Genomic DNA, 15,957 nt, shown 5'->3' with positions numbered 1-15,957 from the left:
GAACGTCCCGCGCCCCGGCCCGTCCGGCGCCCGCCCGGGCCCGGGAACGCCGGAGGCCCGGTACCCGTGGGGGTGGGTACCGGGCCGTTCAAGGGGCGGTGGTCAGCCGCGGCCCGAGGACTTCTGCGTGCGACGGGAGACCGAGTCCAGGACGACGGCGGCCAGCAGCACGGCGCCGGTGATCATGTACTGGATCGCCTGGGCTGCGTGCACCATGTCCAGGCCCGTGGTGATGGACTGGATGACCAGGATGCCGAGCAGCGCCGACCAGGTCTTGCCGCGCCCGCCGAAGAGGCTGGTGCCACCGATGACGGCGGCCGCGATGGCGCTCATCAGCACGTTGCCGCTGCCCAGCGTCTTGTCCGCCGAGCCCTGCTGGGAGGCGATGAACAGGCCGCCGAGACCGGCCAGGCCGGCCGAGATCATGAAGACCGAGATGCGGACCCAGGCGACGTTGATGCCCGCGCGGCGGGCGGCCTCGATGCCACCGCCGACGGCGAAGATCTGCCGGCCGTAGGAGGTGCGGCGCAGCACGAAGTCGGTCAGCACGACGACGCCGAGCAGGATGACCAGCGGCAGCGGCAGGCCGCTGTCCTGGTTGAGGGTGTAGGCGCCGGCCAGGGCGAGCACCGCGAGGGCGCCGGTGCGCAGCGCTATCTCGCCGGTGGTGCGGGCGGGCAGTCCGGCGGTGGTGCGGCGGCGGGCGTCCAGGAGCTGGCCGCCGAGGAACAGCACGATCGCGAGGACGGCCGCCAGCCAGGCGAAGGCGATGTCGCCGTCGCCCAGGAAGTAGGTGTCCAGGTTGGCGACGACGCCGTCGTTGATGTTGTTGACGGTGCCGAGCTTGCCGAGGACGTAGTCCTGCAGACCGCTCCAGGCGAGCATGCCGGCCAGGGTGACGACGAAGGCGGGGACGCCGATCCTGGCGAAGAAGAAGCCGTGCAGGGCGCCCATGGCCACCGCCGCGACGAGGGCGAGCAGGATCGCCAGGCCCTCGTTGAGGCCCTGACGAACCGCCAGGACGGAGGTGATGGCCGAGGTGACGCCCGCGATGGAGCCCAGCGAGAGGTCGATCTCGCCGAGCAGCAGGACGAAGACGACACCGACGGCGATCAGGCCGGGACCGGCGATCCACTTGGTGATGTTGGTCAGGTTGTCGGCCTGGAGGAAGTGGCCGGTGACGCTCTGGAAGATGACCGCGATCAGGACCAGGCCGATGACGACGGGCAGCGAGCCGAGGTCCCCGCTCTTGATCTTGCGGCGGAACTCCTCCAGGTAGCCCGCGACGCCGCCCTGGCGGACCAGCAGACGCGGGTCGGCCACCGGTGCCGGGGCGTTGGTGGGGGTGGTCTGGCTGGTGCTCACTTCGCTTCCTCCGCGATACGTGCCTGACGCCGGGTGACGGCGTTGTCGGTGGCGCCGGTGATGGCGGAGATGATCTCCTCGGGCGAGGTGCCGGCGACCGGGAAGACCCCGTTGTTGCGGCCCAGGCGCAGGACGGCGACGGTGTCGGCGACCGCCCGTACGTCCGCCATGTTGTGGCTGATCAGGATCACGCCGAGGCCGCGCTGGCGCAGCCGCTCGACCAGGTCGAGGACCTGCGCGGTCTGCTCGACGCCGAGGGCCGCGGTCGGCTCGTCGAGGATCACGATCCTCGGGTCGCCGACGAGGGCGCGGGCGATCGCCACGACCTGGCGCTGGCCGCCGGAGAGCGCGGCGATCGGGATCCGCACGCTGGGGATCCGGATCGAGAGGGTGTCCAGCAGTTCCTTGGCGCGCCGCTCCATGGCGACCTCGTCCAGCGTGCCGAAGCGGCGCAGCTCGCGGCCCAGGAAGAGGTTGGCGACGACGTCGAGGTTGTCGCAGAGCGCGAGGTCCTGGTACACGGTGGCGATGCCGAGTGCCTGGGCCTCCTGGGGGCGGGTGACCCGGACCGGGCGCCCGTCCCAGGTGATCTCACCCTCGTCGATCGGGTGAACTCCTGCGATCGTCTTGACCAGGGTGGACTTGCCGGCGCCGTTGTCGCCGACCAGCGCGACGACTTCGCCGGCGTGGACGTCGAGGTCGACATCGGTGAGTGCCTGGACAGCGCCGAAGCGCTTGGAGACCGCGCGCAGCGCCAGTACGGGTGCGCCTGTCACGTGAACCATCTCCTGCGGGGTAGTGCGTGGGGTGGGGTGGGGTTCCTTCGGGCAGGAGGGCCGGCGCTCCCCGGGCGGTACGGGGAGCGCCGTGGCCTTCGAGCCCGGCGGGCGCGCTACTTGACGCCGGCGGTGGTGCAGGCGGCGGCGAAGTCCGCGGTGCAGATGTCGGCGGCCTTGTAGAGGCCGTCGGCGATGACGGTGTCGTTGATGTTGGCCTTGGTGACGACCTTGGGCTCCAGCAGCTTGGCCGGGATGCCCTTGTCCGTGTCGCTGTCCACCGTGGACGGCGCCGCGGCCTTGAGGTCCTTGCCCTGCAGGAGGTTCACGGCCAGCTCGGCGGCGCTGTCGGCGAGCGGCTTGTAGGCCTTGTAGATGGTGTAGGCCTGGTCCCCGGCGACGATCCGCTGGACGGCGTCGAGGCCGGCGTCCTGACCGCCGACCGGGACGCTGACGCCCGCGGCCTTCAGCTGGGTGATGATGGCGCCCGCCATGCCGTCGTTGGCGGAGTAGACGGCCTGGAAGCCGTCCTTGCCCAGCTGGGTGATGGCGGCACCGGTCTTCTGGCCGGCGACGGTGGGCTTCCACTCGCCGGACTGCTCGTAGACCACCTTCTTGACCTTGCCGTCGAGCACCTTGTGCGCGCCCGACTTGAACTGCGCGGCGTTGGGGTCGGCCTCGTCACCGTTGATCATGATGATGTTGGCGTCGGCCGCCTTGGCGCCGAGCGCGTCGACCAGCGCCTGGCCCTGCAGCTCGCCGACCTTCTCGTTGTCGAAGGAGACGTAGGCCGAGACCGGGCCGGTGGCGAGCCGGTCGTAGGCGATGACCTTGACGCCCTTGCCGGCCGCCTCCTTCACCCAGGACTGGGTGGACTTGGCGTCGAAGGCGTCCAGGATGATCACCTTCACACCCTGGGCGATCAGGGTGTCGAACTGCTGCTTCTGCTTGGCGGCGCTGCCCTCGGCGTTGCTGTACTGCACCTTGCAGTCCGAGCAGAGCGCCTTGACCTTGGCCTCGATGAACGGCCGGTCGAAGGACTCGTAGCGGGTGGAGGAGGCGTTCTCGGGGAGCAGCAGGCCGATGGACTTGCTGTCCCCGGAGCTCGCGGAGTCCTTCTTGTCACTGCCGGCCTTGCCGCAGGCGGCCATCGAAAGGGCCATCGAGACCGCGGCGGTGCCAATGACGACGCGACGCATCGTTGCGTTCATGTGAGGAGTGCCTCCGTGACGGTGCCGCAGCGCTGCGGCGGGGTGGGAGGAGTTAATCCGTCTTCGGCATATGACGTCAATAAGTAAATCCAAGCCCTCACGATTCAGATCTTTTCGTTATCTTCGTGAACGCCTACTCGTCATTGAAGCTTGGAGGAACCTCCGAGTATCAATCTGGCAGGACATGACAGAACGGACATATGGTTTCGCTTCGACGTTCACCACCTGGTGCGAACGTGAGAATCGATCCGCGAATCCAAAGGGCCGGTCGCCGATCCCCTGACTGTCGCACTCTTGACAAGAACAGAGCAAAATGCTTCGTGCGTTCAAGACTTAGATCAACAGGACGGAAGGCTTGAGGATCTGACGTTCCGTCGGCGGCGGCCGGGATCACCGTGCGGGCCCGCCGGTGCCCGAACGTGGTACAGGAGGGGCGGCCGCGGCGCACCCCGGAACGCCGTGGACCCGCCGGACGTGATCGTCCGACGGGTCCACGGTGTTCGGGAACGTGCTCGTAGGGGGTGCCTACCGGCGGACGGCAACCACCACCCGGGGCCCGGGTCCGCCGGGGCCCCGCCCGCTCAGCCCCACCACTGCTCCGGCACGGCGGCCGCCTCCGGCGCACCGCCCGACCGCACCGCCTCCGCCCGCGTCCGGGGGCCGGCCGTCACCAGCAGCTCGCCCGGCCCGGCCTCGGCCACCCGGTAGCCGGACTCCCGGAGCACCGCGGCGACCGCCCCGGTCATCGCCGTACGGATGCCCTCGACGGGCGGCGGCGCGGCGTCGCCCGGCCCGCCGGCGCCGTCCCCGCCGGACTCGGCGCCCTGCCCGGCGTCCTGGTCCGCGCCCGGCGACCAGCCGACCAGCACGCCCTGGGGCAGTTCCGCGATCCGCAGGCCCGAGGGCCCCGAGGGGTCCCGCTCGGTGTCGAACCCGGCACGGGCCAGGGCCGCTGTCACGTCCTCGTAGAGTTCCCGGTGATCCACCATTGGCGCAGCGTAGGCCGGGGACCGCACCCTCCCCGCGCACGGCGCGCGCCGAAACGGTTCGGCTCCCCGGCAACAGCACCCGAGCGCACCATTCGCGGCCCGAAAGCGGCCGGTCAGCGGCACGCACACCCCCGGACGGGCCGACACGAGCGGCCGTCCGGGCCGATGGACGTGCACAGTCGGCCCCCTGCCGACAGCATGACAGAGTAAGCGCTCCATCACTTTGAGCAACGGGGCCAGCGGGTCGGCGGATCCGCGCGCCGGCGACCCCGGCGGCCCCGTATCGAGAGGTCCCATGATCACATCACTCCGCCGGCCGGCAGCTCCGCAGGCGGGCTCCCCGGACGGTACGCAGCGGACGCCGGGGAGCCCGTCGTGAGAGCCCACCAGCAGTCGCGCCCGGGACCGGTCACCAGCACGCGCTCGGCGCCCGCGAACAAGGGCGAGGCCCTCGCCGACTGGGCCGACGGCCGGCTCGGCATCTACGCCCTGTCCAAGGCCAACCTGCGCAAGATCTTCCCGGACCACTGGTCCTTCATGCTCGGCGAGATCTGCCTGTACACCTTCATCATCATCATCCTGACCGGCGTCTGGCTGACCCTGTTCTTCCAGCCGTCGATGGCCGAGGTGACGTACGAGGGCTCGTACATCCCGCTCCGGGGCATCCGGATGTCCGAGGCGTACGCCTCGACGGTCGACATCAGCTTCGACATCCGCGGCGGTCTGCTGATCCGGCAGATCCACCACTGGGCGGCGATCGTGTTCGTCGCCGCGATGCTGGTGCACATGATGCGCGTCTTCTTCACCGGCGCGTTCCGCAAGCCGCGCGAGATCAACTGGATCTTCGGCGCGCTGCTGCTGTTCCTCGGCATGTTCGACGGCTTCATGGGCTACTCGCTGCCCGACGACCTGCTCTCCGGCACCGGCATCCGGTTCATGGAGGGCGCGGTGCTGGCCGTCCCGCTGGTCGGCACGTACCTGCAGTTCTTCATCTACGGCGGCGAGTTCCCGGGCTTCGTGATCGTGCCCCGGCTGTTCACCGTGCACATCCTGCTGATCCCGGGGATCATGCTGGGCCTGCTGGTGGCCCACCTGATCCTGGTCTTCTACCACAAGCACACCCAGTTCTCCGGGCCCGGCCGCAAGGAGGAGAACGTCGTCGGCATGCCGCTGATGCCGGTCTACATGGCCAAGGCGGGCGGCTTCTTCTTCCTGGTGTTCGGCATCATCAGCGCGATGGCGGCGATCGCCACCGTCAACCCGATCTGGGCCTACGGCCCGTACCGGCCGGACCAGGTGTCCACGGACGCCCAGCCCGACTGGTACATGGGCTTCTCCGAGGGCCTGATCCGGATCATGCCGGGCTGGGAGATCGGCCTCTGGGGGCACACCCTCAACATGGGGGTCTTCGTGCCGCTGATGATCTTCCCGCTGGTGCTCTTCGCCATCTGGACGTACCCGTTCCTGGAGGCCTGGGTCACCGGCGACCGGCGCGAGCACCACATGGCGGACCGCCCGCGCAACGCGCCCGTGCGGACCGGCTTCGGCGCCGCCTGGGTCAGCCTCTACGTGATCCTGCTGATCGGTGGCGGCAACGACCTCATCGCCACCCACTTCCACCTGTCGATCAACGCCATCACCAACGCGGTCCGGATCGGCTTCTTCGTCCTCCCGGTGGTGGTCTTCGTGATCACCAAGCGCTGGTGCCTGGGCCTCCAGCGGCGCGACAAGGAGAAGGTGCTGCACGGCCGCGAGACCGGCGTCATCAACCGGCTGCAGCACGGCGAGTTCGTCGAGGTGCACGCCCCGCTCCCGCAGGGACGGCTGTACACGCTCACCTCGCACGAGCAGCCGCAGCCGATGGAGCTGCCGGCCGAGGTGGACGAGAACGGCGTGGTCCGCCGGGCCGGCCTGCTCACCCGCACCCGGGCCCAACTCTCGCGCGGCTTCTTCGGCCGGGGCAGCCAGATCGCCAAGCCGACCGCGCAGGAGCACGAGGAGATCACCAGCGGCCACGGCCACCACTGACCTCCCGCGCCCCGCACGACCGGGCCCGCCACGCCGTCCAGCGCGTGGCGGGCCCGTCGCGCGCGATCACCCCGCGGGCTCCGGCGCGCGGCCGCCGCCCCGGTCAGGCCCGCAGCGCGACCGGCACCACCGCGAGCAGGGCCGCGGCGAGCGCCACCGAGAGGCAGACGGCCGCCCAGCGCGCGCAGATCCGCCGGCACTCGCTGCGGTAGCGCGCGGCCAGCTGGCGGCACCGCTCCACGGCCCGGTCGACGACGTCCTCGGCGTAGCGCAACCGGTCGGCCGCGTAGGCCCGTTCGAGGTCCTCCCGTTCGGCGGGCGACAGCCAGGGGAACCGGCCCGCGAACGCCTGGGCGTCCCGCTCGGCCGCCGCCACCTCGGCCTCCCAGGCCAGATAGCCCTCCAGCCGGGCGATCTCCACCCGTGCGTCCACCCGGGGCCGGGCCGGCCCGCCGCCCTTGCCCGGCCGAGGGGTCCGCGCTCTCGGCGGGCGCTCTCTGCCACCCATGACCGCTCCTTGTCCAGCACCCGGGCACCGCGGCGAGCAGCACTGCGGCAGCGGCGCGCACCAGTCGATTGGGCCGGCCGAACGCTCCACCGGCCAGGACAGCAGCCGGCGGTCGATCGCACCGCAACCACGCAACTACTATCAGTGACCGACGGCGGCCCGCCTGACGACTCGCCGGGTCCGGCCGCACCACGGGGCGCCCGCCCGGCCGCCCGCGCTGGGCCGATCGGTGCGACGGCGGCCCCACGGAACGCCCGCCCGACCGGCGCGGCGGCCCGCCCGGGCACCCCCGCCCGCACCCCGAAAACCGAGTGGACACGCTCCGTACCCAGGCATGTACGATCAGCGATCACGGCGGCGCTCTGCCCGACCGCCGGTCCGGCCTGCCCCGGTCCGCCCGGGGTCCGCACCAGGAGGTCAGCCATGCCCGATGCCGGTCGGTTCAGCGAGTTGGGCGAGCAGGGCTCGCAGGCCGTCATGGAGGCGGCCGCGGTGCTGGAGCGCGAGCTGTCCGCCGGGCTGACCGACGCCAAGGCCGCCGGCGACCGGCTGACCGGCGAACACCACGTCGACCAGGAGGAGTTCGACCGCCTGGTGCGCCGGGTCTCGGAGAACACCCACCAGCTGATCGACGCCGTCAGCAGCCGTCTGCTCGGCAGCACCACCGGCGACGCCGCCGACCAGACCCAGCGCCTCGCCGCCAACGCGCACGACGTCCTCGATCTGCTGCTCAACCTCAGCTCGCTGGCGCCGGCGCTCGCCAACCGGACCATGGAGAGCACCTTCGGGCCCCGGCAGAGCCCTGCCGAGCGCCCCGGCGGGGCCGACGGCCGGCACGGGTGACGACCACCGCCCGGCCGCTCGCCGGCGCCACCACCCTGGTCGAGCGGGTGCTCGCCCGGCACCGCGAGCGCACCCTGGCGGAGCTGCTGCGCCACATCCCCGAGGAGAGCCCGCCGTACCTGTACGAGCTGGCGGCCGACTACCCGGCCCGGCCGTGCAAGGGACTGCGGGCCGGGCTCTGCCTGGCCACCTGCGCCGCGTTCGGCGGCGACCCCGAGCGGGCGCTGAACCCCGCCGTCACGGTCGAGCTGTTCCACAACGGCTTCCTGATCCACGACGACATCCAGGACGGCAGCGAGCTGCGCCGGGGCGCGCCGACGATCTCCGCCGAGCACGGCGTCGAGGTCGCGCTGAACGTCGGGAACGCGACCAACCTGCTCGGCCTCCGGCGCCTCATGGCCAACCGGCGCGAGCTGGGCGGCGAACTGGCCTGGCGGCTGTTCGAGGAGACCGAGCTGATGTGCCGGCAGTCGCTGGAGGGGCAGGCCCTGGAGATCGCCTGGATCCGCGACAACGCCTGTGACCTGGTGCCCGCCGACTACTACCGGATGTGCCTCAAGAAGACGTCCTGGTACACCTTCCTCTACCCCTGCCGCAGCGGTCTGCTGGTGGCCGAGGGCGCCGGCGCCGACGCCGCCCGGCTGGACCGGTTCGGCTGGTACCTGGGGGCCGCGTTCCAGATCCAGGACGACGTGCTCAACCTGGTCGGCACCGAGGCGGACTACGGCAAGGAGATCGCCGGGGACCTCTGGGAGGGCAAGCGCACCCTGCTGCTGATCCACCTGCTGGAGCGCTGCACCCCGGCCGAGCGCGCCCGCGTCGTGCGGCACCTCAGCCGCACCCGGGCGCAGCGCGGGCCCGGCGCGGCGGAGGAGGTGTGCTGGCTGCTGGACCGGATGACGGCGTACGACTGCGTGGAGAGCGCCCGGCACGCGGCGGACGGGCTGGTGGCCGCCGCCGAGCGGGAGATCACCGAGGTGCTGGCGGCGGCGCCGGACGTCGCCGACCCGGCCGGGGAGGCCGCCGAGGCGCGGGAGTTCCTGGCCGCCCTGCCCGACTTCGTGGTCACCCGCGGGCGCTGAGCCGGTCGGACCGGCCGGAGCCCGCCGGGCCGCGCCGTCCGGGGCCGTTGCCCCGGAGTTCACTTCGCCTGCGTAAGATCCACGCCACCGGTCCCGGCCGGGGAACCGGCGCCCGGCGATCGGCGTCACCCGGGGTGACGCCGCGCTCGGGCCGGCGCGAACGTGGGGGTGGGGTGGCGGATGTCCGTACGATCCGGGCTGCTCGGGCTGGAGCGGCTCGCGCGGTCGCTGCCGGCCGGCGTGGACCTGTACCAGCTGCGGCCGGACGGCCGTGTCCTGCTCGCCGACCGGGACGGCGCCCGCGAACTGGGCCCGGACCGCGCGCACGGGGCGGCCGGCGAGGAGCTGTTGCGCTTCATCGACGAGGGGCAGTTCGCCCACTACCTGGTCGGTGACGCCAAGACCTCGCCCGAGCGGCCGTCCAACGCCACCTACAAGCTCGGCATCGTCGCCCCGCACAGCGCCTTCACCCCGCACGCCCACGGCGGCGAGCACCTGGTGCTGAGCCTGGGCCACGCCGCCTGCGGGCTGTACGACGCCGAACGGCGCCGGGTGGTGGACGTCCCGCTGACACCCGGCCTGCTGATCCGGATCCCCGAGCTGATGCCGCACTCGTTCGCCAACCGGGGCTCCGAGCCGCTCAACATCCTCGCCGCCAACACCGGCTTCGGCATCGACCACGAGGACTACGCGATCACCGCGGCCGAGGCCGAACGCCGCGAGGACGGCCAACTGGCCGCCGCCCTGCGGGAGGTGGAGCGGAACCAGCGGGTGGGTACGGTCAGTCCCAGAGAGCGGCTGGCCGCCCGGCTGCGCCGATTCGCCGCGACGCTGGAGACACCGAGATGATCTGCCCGCACTGCGACAAGCACCTGCTGCAGCGGAGCCGTTCGGGGCACAAGTGCGGGTACTGCGGCAAGCCCTTCGCCCTGGATCCGAAGGTCGAGGGGGCCGGGCTGCACGACGTCCGGATCCGCAAGCTCGCCACCAAGCTCACCGGTGCGGGCGAACTGGTCTGCACGGTCGACCAGTTGCGCTACGCGACCGAGCGCCGAGGGCGGCCCGCCGCGGAGTTCCGGGGCAGTAGGGGCGGTGCGGGCTGCCTGGCCGTGCTCGGGGTCGGCGCGCTGGTCGGCGCGCTGGCCCTGAAGGGCCTCCCGATCGCCCTGCTGGTGCTGCTCGGGGCCGTGCTGCTCGGCTTCGCGGTACGCCAGGTGGTGCTCTCCGACAAGCCGTCGCCGCCCCGGGAGCACACCACGCGCTGGACGGCCGGCGCCTTCCACGACATCGTGGTGCCGCGCTGGAAGAAGGTCTACTCCGCCCTGCCCGCCGGGCTGGTCGAGGACGCCCTGGTCCAGGCCGGACCGCCGGTGGCCGACCCGGCGTTCGTCCTGCTCTGCCCGGACCGCACCGTCACCGCCTTCCTGCGGGCCAACCGGTACCCGCAGCGCCACCGCGCGCTGCTCGCCGCCGACCTGCGCGCCGTCCCGGCCGGCCTGCCCGTGGTCGTGCTGCACGACGCCTCGCCGCAGGGCTGCCTGCTGGTCGCCGACGCCCGCGCCGAGCTGCCCGGCCGCCGGGTCCTGGACGCCGGGCTGCCCGCCCGCGCCGTCCTCGCCGCCGAGGACAGGTCCGTCGTGCTGCGCGACCCGTTCCGCGCCCCCGAGCTGCAGATCCGGCTGGCGCGCGACGCCGGTTGGCTGACCTCCGCCGAGCTGGCCTGGTACGCCGAGGGCTGGTGGAGCCCGCTGGCCGCGGTGGCGCCGAAGCGGCTGATGGCACTCGCTGTCCGAGCCGCCGAGCGCGTCCTGGAACCGCCCGCGCGCATCCCGTTGCAGAAGGCGGCGCCGACGCCGGCCCGGCCGGAGGCGCCCGCCGAGACCCGCCGCCGGGCACTCGCCGTCGGCTTCCTGACCTGGCCCGAGCCCGGCTCCGGGCCGCACCGAGAGGGCACCGCATGACCGTCCCGCCGCCCCCCGGGCCCCCGCGCCGCCGGCCGCTGCGCCTGCTGCTGGACGGCGTCCTCACCGTCGCCGCCGACCGGGCCGGGGCGCCCGGCGGCCTGCGGTACACCGAGCGCCAGCTGTACTACGAGCTGTGCCGCGTCCTCCAGCCGCTGCACGCCGGGCCGCGCCGGATCCCGTACACGCTGGCGCCGCCGGTGCGGTACGCCCGGTTCGCCGAGGTGCTGGCGGTGCGCCGCGCCGAGCTGCCGGGCCTGCTGCCGCCCCCGCGGCCGCCGGCGGCGGTGGGGCGGGAGCCGCGGGCCGGCGCCGAGAGCGACCTGTACGACTACGGGCTGCCCCGGCTGCTGGTCTGCCAGAGCCGGGAGATCACCGGGATGCTGATCGCCAACGGTCTGCACCTGGAGGCGGCCTGCCCGATCGTCACCGCGGCCGACCTGCCGCTCGATCCGCGACTGGTCGCGGCCCTGGAGCGGGCCGGCGGCGCGGTGGTGCACGTGCTGCACGACGCCAGCCCGGCCGGGCTCGCCTGCTTCGAGCGGGTCCGCGACGAGCTGCGCCCGGCGGGTGGCGCGGGCGGGCCCGGCGCCGCCGTGCGGGTGCGGTCGATGGGGCTGGTCCCTCGGCACGCCACCGCCCTGCACCTGACCGCCGGCCGCGGCCCGCGGCCGTTCCGGGGCCCGCTGCCCGCCGCGCTGCGGCCCGAGGAGCGCGCCTGGCTCGGCAGCGGCCGGACCATCGAGCTGGCCGCCGTCGGCCCCGCCCGGCTGCTGCACACCGTGATCCGCCAGGTCCGGGGCGGCTCCGCCGGCCCCCGGCGGGCCCCGCTGCACCGCCGGGTCCGCACCGCCCGCACCACCGGCTTCCTGAGCTGGCCCACCGCCTGACTCTCCGCCCGGCCCTCCGCAGGAGGGCTCCCGGACACCTGAGGACTCCCGACCATGACGCAGCCACGCCAGCTCGGCTACAGCGACGAACTGCTGGCCGACGGCACCGTGCACCGCCGCTACGAGGACGGCCGCAGCGAGTGGCGCCGGCGCGGGGCGGACCGCCTCGTGCACTGGCACGACAGCGACGGCCTGGCCGGCACCGACGAACCGCTCGGCCGGGACCTGGTCAAGCGCCGCCACACCGACGGCACCGTCCGCTACGGCCGCGACATCGGCTACGGCCGGACCGTCTGGGCCCGCGGCGAGCTGGTCACCGTCAACCGCACCGCCTTCAGCGGCCGGCTCGGCGTGGTGCTCGGCGCGCTCGGGGTGGCCGGGGCCGCCGCCGTCGCGGTCTCCCAGTTCCCGCCGCTGGAGCTGAGCGAGGACGAGGAGCAGCACCTGCGCGAGCAGGCCCGTACCCAGAACGCCGGCTCCTCCGGTGGTGACGGCGGCGGCTCGGGGGGCGACTCCTCCGGCGACTCCGGCCACGGCGAAGGTGACGGCCCGGACGGTCACGACGATCACGACGGCGACTACGGCGGCGACTGGGACGGCTCCGGCGACGACGGCTGGGACGGCGACGACTTCGGCTGAGCCCTGAGCCCGCCGATACGCCCGTTCCCGCGTCACAGGGGTCACCCCGACACCCCCGACAGCCCCGGCACCCCCAGCGAAAGGCACCCTCCCCGATGGCTCGCTGCTGCGCCTGCGCGGGCCCCGACACCGATCGGGCCCGCACCCACCTCGCCGCCCTCACCGGCGGCGCCCCCGGACCGGCCCAGGCCGCCCTGATCAGCGGTGAGCCCGGCTTCGCCACCGGCCCGTTCACCGTTGGCGGCCGTACCGCCGTCGGCGAGGTGACCCTGCACAACCGCCCCGAGCTGCTCGCCGCCCTCGCCGCGGCCGGCGCCCCCGCGCCCGGTGACTGCCCCGACGGCGAACTGCTGCTCCGGCTCTGGCACCACCTCGGCGCGGACGGCGTCCGGCGGGCCGACGGCCTGTTCGTCCTGGTCGTGGTGGACGGCGCCGACCTCGTCCTGATCCGCGACCACGTCGGCGCCCGCACGGTCTTCTACGCCCGCGCCGACGGCTGCTGGGCCGCCGCCACCTCGCTGCGCGCACTGCGGCACTGGCCGGCCCTCGGCACCGGCGTCAACCCGGCGGCCGTCCGCTCCTTCCTCACCTTCGCCTACCTGCCCGGCGAGGAGACCCTGCTGCGCGGCGTCCACGAGGCCCTGCCCGGCCGGATCCTCCGGCTGTCCGCGGACGGCACGGTGCGCCAGGAGTCGTACTGGGAGCCGGCCGAGCTGCTCCCCGCGGAGGCCGACACGCCACCGCCCGCCGAGTACGCCCGGCAGCTGCGCCTGCTCCTGGAGCAGGCCACCGCCCGGCGGCTGCCGACCGGGGAGGCCGTCGCGGTGCTGCTCTCCGGCGGCGTCGACAGCTCACTGGTCACCGCCCTGGCCGCCCGGCTGCACGACCACCCGGTGCACACCTACTCGATCAGCTTCGGCGACGAACTCCCCAACGAGCTCGGCTACTCCGGTCTGGTCGCCGGGCACTGCGGCACCCGCCACCGGGTGCTCACCGTCTCCGGCGCCGAGGTGGCCGCCCGGCTGGCCGACACCGTCGCCCTGCTGGACAGCCCGGTCGGCGACCCGCTGACCGTCCCCAACCTGATGCTCGCCGAGGCCGTCGCGGGCGACGGCCTCACCGTCTCGCTCAACGGCGAGGGCGGCGACCCGGTCTTCGGCGGCCCGAAGAACCTGCCGATGCTCGTCCACGAGATGCACCGGGACGACCCGGCGGACGCGACGGTGGACCCGACGGAGGACGGGGCGCGGGCGGAGGCGTACCTGCGCTCCTACCGCAAGTGCTACGAGGACCTGCCCCGGCTGCTCACCCCCGCCGCCCTGCGGGCCCTGGAGAGCGAGCCGCCGCCGCACCGGTTCGTCGCCCCCTACCTGCGGCCCGGCCCGATGCGCTCACTGCTCAACCAGCTGCTCCACTGCAACCTGCGGACCAAGGGCGCCCACCACATCCTCACCAAGGTCGAACGGCTCACCGCCTCCCAGGGCGTCCAGGGCCGGTCCCCGCTCTTCGACCGGCAGGTGATCGACCACGCCTTCGCCACCCCGCCGACGCTCAAGCTGAACGGCACGGTGGAGAAGTGGGTGCTCAAGGAGGCCGTCCGGGACGTCCTGCCGGCCACCGTCACCGACCGCCCCAAGAGCGGCATGCGGGTACCGGTCCAGCAGTGGCTGCGCGGCCCCCTGCGCGACCTCTCCGGCGAGCTGCTGCTCGGCCGCACCGCCCGGGAGCGCGGCCTCGTCCGGCCCGAGACCGTCCGCACCTGGATGCGCCGCGAGGGGACGCTGCTGCCGCGCCAGGGCGGCAAGCTCTGGCTCGTCCTCACCCTCGAACTCTGGCTGCGCGCCTACGACCTGTGACCCGTTCTGTGAGAGGCCCCCGCGCATGGACCTGATCGACCCCCGCACCGGCGACGCCCGCGGCGCCCTGGAACCGGCCCGCGCCGGACGCGTCACCGAGACCGTCGCCGCCGCCCGGCTCGCCGCCGCACCCTGGCGCGCGCTCACCCCGCGCGAGCGCGAGCGCCGGCTGGACGCCCTCGCCGACCTCGTCGAGCAGCACCTCGACGAGTACACCGCGCTGGAGCAGGCCGGCACCGGCAAGCCCGCGGCCGAGGCGGCCGGCGAACTGCGCAACGTCGCCGACCTGTTCCGGTTCTACGCCGGTGCGGCCCGCACCGGGACGGCGCCCGCCGCCGGACGCTACCTGCCCGGCCACGAGAGCTGGGTCCGCTGGGAGCCGATCGGCGTGGTCGGGGCGATCGTCCCGTGGAACTACCCGCTGCTGATGGCCGCCTGGCGGTGCGCCCCGGCGCTGGCCGCCGGCAACACCGTCGTCGTCAAGCCCGCCGGGACCACGCCCGACTCGGTCGCCCTGCTCGCCGAGCACGCGGCGCAAGCCCTCGGACCGGGCGTGCTCGCCGCCCTGCCCGGCGACCGGGAGACCGGTCGGCTGCTGGTCACCGGCGACGTCGACATGATCGCCTTCACCGGCAGCGCGGCGGCCGGCGCCGACATCGCGGCGCGGGCCGGCCACCGCCGGGTCAGCCTGGAGCTCGGCGGCAACAGCCCCGTCCTCGTCCTGCCCGACGCTCCCCCGCACACCTGGGCCGACCTCGCCGAGGCCTGCACCTACAACGCGGGCCAGAGCTGCGCCGCCCCCGCCCGGGTGATCACCCTGGAGGAGAACCACGAGCAGGTCGTCGCCGCGCTCGCGGCCGCCCTGGCCGAACGCCGCTCCGGCCGGGACTTCGGCCCGCTCAACAACCCTGACCAGGCCGACCGCTACGACCGGATCCTGGCCGCCTCCGCCGCCGGGCGCGCGATCACCGCCCCTGGCCGCGCCGACGGCCTGTGGCGGCCGGCCACCCTGCTCGCCGACCTGCCCGACGACGATCCCGCCGTCCTGGAGGAGGCCTTCGGCCCGCTGCTGACGGTCCAGCGCGCCGCCGGCCCGGACGAGGCGCTCGCCCTCGCCAACGGCGTCCCGCAGGCCCTCGCCGCCAGTGTCTGGACCGCCGACCTCACCGCGGCCCTCGACCTCACCGCCCGCCTGCACGCCGGGGAGACCTGGCTCAACTGCCACCTCGCCCAGAGCGCGGAACTCCCGCACAGCGGCCGCGGCGCCTCCGGCCACGGCACCGACCTCTCCGTCCTCGCCCTCCAGGAGTACCAGCGCCCCAAGACCGTCACCGTCAGACTCTGACGGCACCGGGTGGCCGGGCCTGACCGGGCCCGACCGGGCCCGACCGGGCCCGCCTGAGTACTTCCGCCCACCCGGATCCGAGTACCCGACCCCTGCTCCCGGGCGGGGCCCGGCGGCCAGGATCGGAGGATGACCGATACCGCCTCCGGGCCCCGCGCGAACTGGCGTCGCGCCCCGCTGGTCTCCACCCGGGTGACGGGCTTCGGCCTGCTGTTCGTCCTCCCGCTGCGGCTGCTGGCGCAGCTGGCCGCGGAGCCGTGCCCGGGGCCGGGCGGCTGCCCGGCCACCGAGGCCCAACTGCTGCTCTCCGACCGGCTGCTGCTGGCGACGGCGGCACTGCTCGTGGTGCAGTGGCCGGTGGCGTACCTGCTGCGGCCTGCCCGGGTCTGGGCGGCGCTGGCACCGATGGCGGCGCTGCTGTCGGTGGTCGCCGCGATCTTCACCATCAACCCGGGCACCTGAGC

At 73.9% G+C, this 15,957-nt stretch carries 15 protein-coding genes; 10 read left to right on the top strand and 5 right to left on the bottom strand.

Going from position 1 to position 15,957, the window contains the following annotated elements; all coding sequences use genetic code 11:
- Positions 1 to 102: 102 nt before the first annotated feature.
- The 4 genes from ACZ4UX_RS06425 to ACZ4UX_RS06410 all read right to left on the bottom strand — a co-directional run bounded on the left by ACZ4UX_RS06425 (position 103) and on the right by ACZ4UX_RS06410 (position 4,341).
- On the bottom strand, positions 103 to 1,365 hold the full coding sequence (locus ACZ4UX_RS06425) for a sugar ABC transporter permease (protein ID WP_465705813.1): 1,263 nt from the start codon (positions 1,363 to 1,365) through the stop codon (positions 103 to 105).
- Complete coding sequence (locus ACZ4UX_RS06420) at positions 1,362 to 2,150, bottom strand: ATP-binding cassette domain-containing protein (RefSeq protein WP_329485943.1); 789 nt, start codon at positions 2,148 to 2,150, stop codon at positions 1,362 to 1,364. The genes ACZ4UX_RS06425 and ACZ4UX_RS06420 overlap by 4 nt, the downstream gene beginning before the upstream one ends.
- A 107-nt stretch (positions 2,151 to 2,257) precedes the next feature.
- Positions 2,258 to 3,352, bottom strand: coding sequence for a sugar ABC transporter substrate-binding protein (locus ACZ4UX_RS06415; RefSeq protein ID WP_352292000.1), 1,095 nt, complete (start codon positions 3,350 to 3,352; stop codon positions 2,258 to 2,260).
- Between the two features lie 581 nt (positions 3,353 to 3,933).
- Positions 3,934 to 4,341 carry a hypothetical protein gene (locus tag ACZ4UX_RS06410; RefSeq protein ID WP_465705812.1) on the bottom strand — a complete coding sequence of 136 codons (408 nt, stop codon included), beginning with the start codon at positions 4,339 to 4,341 and terminating at the stop codon, positions 3,934 to 3,936.
- A 375-nt stretch (positions 4,342 to 4,716) separates the two neighbouring features.
- On the opposite strand from ACZ4UX_RS06410, the gene qcrB reads away from it, so the two are divergent.
- The gene (gene qcrB, locus ACZ4UX_RS06405; RefSeq protein WP_465705811.1) at positions 4,717 to 6,369 is read left to right on the top strand and encodes a cytochrome bc1 complex cytochrome b subunit; all 1,653 of its coding nucleotides are present in this window, start codon (positions 4,717 to 4,719) and stop codon (positions 6,367 to 6,369) included.
- Between the two features lie 103 nt (positions 6,370 to 6,472).
- On the opposite strand, the gene ACZ4UX_RS06400 is transcribed toward qcrB, so the two are convergent.
- Positions 6,473 to 6,877 (bottom strand): cytochrome C oxidase subunit I, encoded by a 405-nt coding sequence (locus ACZ4UX_RS06400; RefSeq protein ID WP_329485947.1) that lies wholly within the window; start codon positions 6,875 to 6,877, stop codon positions 6,473 to 6,475.
- A 423-nt stretch (positions 6,878 to 7,300) separates the two neighbouring features.
- On the opposite strand from ACZ4UX_RS06400, the gene ACZ4UX_RS06395 reads away from it, so the two are divergent.
- The 9 genes from ACZ4UX_RS06395 (at position 7,301) to ACZ4UX_RS06355 (ending at position 15,955) form a co-directional block, all read left to right on the top strand.
- Positions 7,301 to 7,720: a hypothetical protein gene (locus ACZ4UX_RS06395; RefSeq protein WP_380383756.1), complete on the top strand. Its 420-nt coding sequence runs from the start codon at positions 7,301 to 7,303 to the stop codon at positions 7,718 to 7,720.
- Entirely contained in the window at positions 7,717 to 8,802 is a 1,086-nt protein-coding gene (locus ACZ4UX_RS06390) for a polyprenyl synthetase family protein (RefSeq protein ID WP_465705810.1), read from the top strand. Before ACZ4UX_RS06395 ends, ACZ4UX_RS06390 begins: the two co-directional genes overlap by 4 nt.
- 180 nt (positions 8,803 to 8,982) lie before the next feature.
- Positions 8,983 to 9,651, top strand: coding sequence for a cupin domain-containing protein (locus tag ACZ4UX_RS06385; RefSeq protein WP_465705809.1), 669 nt, complete (start codon positions 8,983 to 8,985; stop codon positions 9,649 to 9,651).
- Positions 9,648 to 10,763 (top strand): hypothetical protein, encoded by a 1,116-nt coding sequence (locus tag ACZ4UX_RS06380; protein WP_465705808.1) that lies wholly within the window; start codon positions 9,648 to 9,650, stop codon positions 10,761 to 10,763. Before ACZ4UX_RS06385 ends, ACZ4UX_RS06380 begins: the two co-directional genes overlap by 4 nt.
- Entirely contained in the window at positions 10,760 to 11,653 is an 894-nt protein-coding gene (locus tag ACZ4UX_RS06375; RefSeq protein ID WP_465705807.1) for a hypothetical protein, read from the top strand. Before ACZ4UX_RS06380 ends, ACZ4UX_RS06375 begins: the two co-directional genes overlap by 4 nt.
- Before the next feature lie 54 nt (positions 11,654 to 11,707).
- The gene (locus tag ACZ4UX_RS06370; RefSeq protein WP_465705806.1) at positions 11,708 to 12,292 is read left to right on the top strand and encodes a hypothetical protein; all 585 of its coding nucleotides are present in this window, start codon (positions 11,708 to 11,710) and stop codon (positions 12,290 to 12,292) included.
- A gap of 95 nt (positions 12,293 to 12,387) precedes the next feature.
- Entirely contained in the window at positions 12,388 to 14,148 is a 1,761-nt protein-coding gene (locus ACZ4UX_RS06365; protein ID WP_465705805.1) for an asparagine synthetase B family protein, read from the top strand.
- A gap of 25 nt (positions 14,149 to 14,173) precedes the next feature.
- Positions 14,174 to 15,493 carry an aldehyde dehydrogenase family protein gene (locus ACZ4UX_RS06360; RefSeq protein ID WP_465705804.1) on the top strand — a complete coding sequence of 440 codons (1,320 nt, stop codon included), beginning with the start codon at positions 14,174 to 14,176 and terminating at the stop codon, positions 15,491 to 15,493.
- A gap of 129 nt (positions 15,494 to 15,622) precedes the next feature.
- Positions 15,623 to 15,955: a hypothetical protein gene (locus ACZ4UX_RS06355; RefSeq protein WP_465705803.1), complete on the top strand. Its 333-nt coding sequence runs from the start codon at positions 15,623 to 15,625 to the stop codon at positions 15,953 to 15,955.
- Positions 15,956 to 15,957 lie beyond the last annotated feature (2 nt).

It is taken from the genome of Kitasatospora sp. NPDC028961 (assembly GCF_055564815.1).
This window is presented reverse-complemented; position numbering and strand designations above follow the sequence as displayed.

Excerpts from the sequence above, each read along its gene's own strand:
- ACZ4UX_RS06395 (WP_380383756.1), top strand. The coding sequence starts at position 7,301 with ATGCCCGATGCCGGTCGGTTCAGCGAGTTGGGCGAGCAGGGCTCGCAG.
- ACZ4UX_RS06420 (WP_329485943.1), bottom strand. The coding sequence starts at position 2,150 with ATGGTTCACGTGACAGGCGCACCCGTACTGGCGCTGCGCGCGGTCTCC.
- ACZ4UX_RS06355 (WP_465705803.1), top strand. The coding sequence starts at position 15,623 with ATGACCGATACCGCCTCCGGGCCCCGCGCGAACTGGCGTCGCGCCCCG.
- ACZ4UX_RS06370 (WP_465705806.1), top strand. The coding sequence starts at position 11,708 with ATGACGCAGCCACGCCAGCTCGGCTACAGCGACGAACTGCTGGCCGAC.
- ACZ4UX_RS06365 (WP_465705805.1), top strand. The coding sequence starts at position 12,388 with ATGGCTCGCTGCTGCGCCTGCGCGGGCCCCGACACCGATCGGGCCCGC.
- ACZ4UX_RS06410 (WP_465705812.1), bottom strand. The coding sequence starts at position 4,341 with ATGGTGGATCACCGGGAACTCTACGAGGACGTGACAGCGGCCCTGGCC.
- ACZ4UX_RS06415 (WP_352292000.1), bottom strand. The coding sequence starts at position 3,352 with ATGAACGCAACGATGCGTCGCGTCGTCATTGGCACCGCCGCGGTCTCG.
- ACZ4UX_RS06400 (WP_329485947.1), bottom strand. The coding sequence starts at position 6,877 with ATGGGTGGCAGAGAGCGCCCGCCGAGAGCGCGGACCCCTCGGCCGGGC.
- ACZ4UX_RS06380 (WP_465705808.1), top strand. The coding sequence starts at position 9,648 with ATGATCTGCCCGCACTGCGACAAGCACCTGCTGCAGCGGAGCCGTTCG.
- ACZ4UX_RS06375 (WP_465705807.1), top strand. The coding sequence starts at position 10,760 with ATGACCGTCCCGCCGCCCCCCGGGCCCCCGCGCCGCCGGCCGCTGCGC.
- ACZ4UX_RS06360 (WP_465705804.1), top strand. The coding sequence starts at position 14,174 with ATGGACCTGATCGACCCCCGCACCGGCGACGCCCGCGGCGCCCTGGAA.
- ACZ4UX_RS06385 (WP_465705809.1), top strand. The coding sequence starts at position 8,983 with ATGTCCGTACGATCCGGGCTGCTCGGGCTGGAGCGGCTCGCGCGGTCG.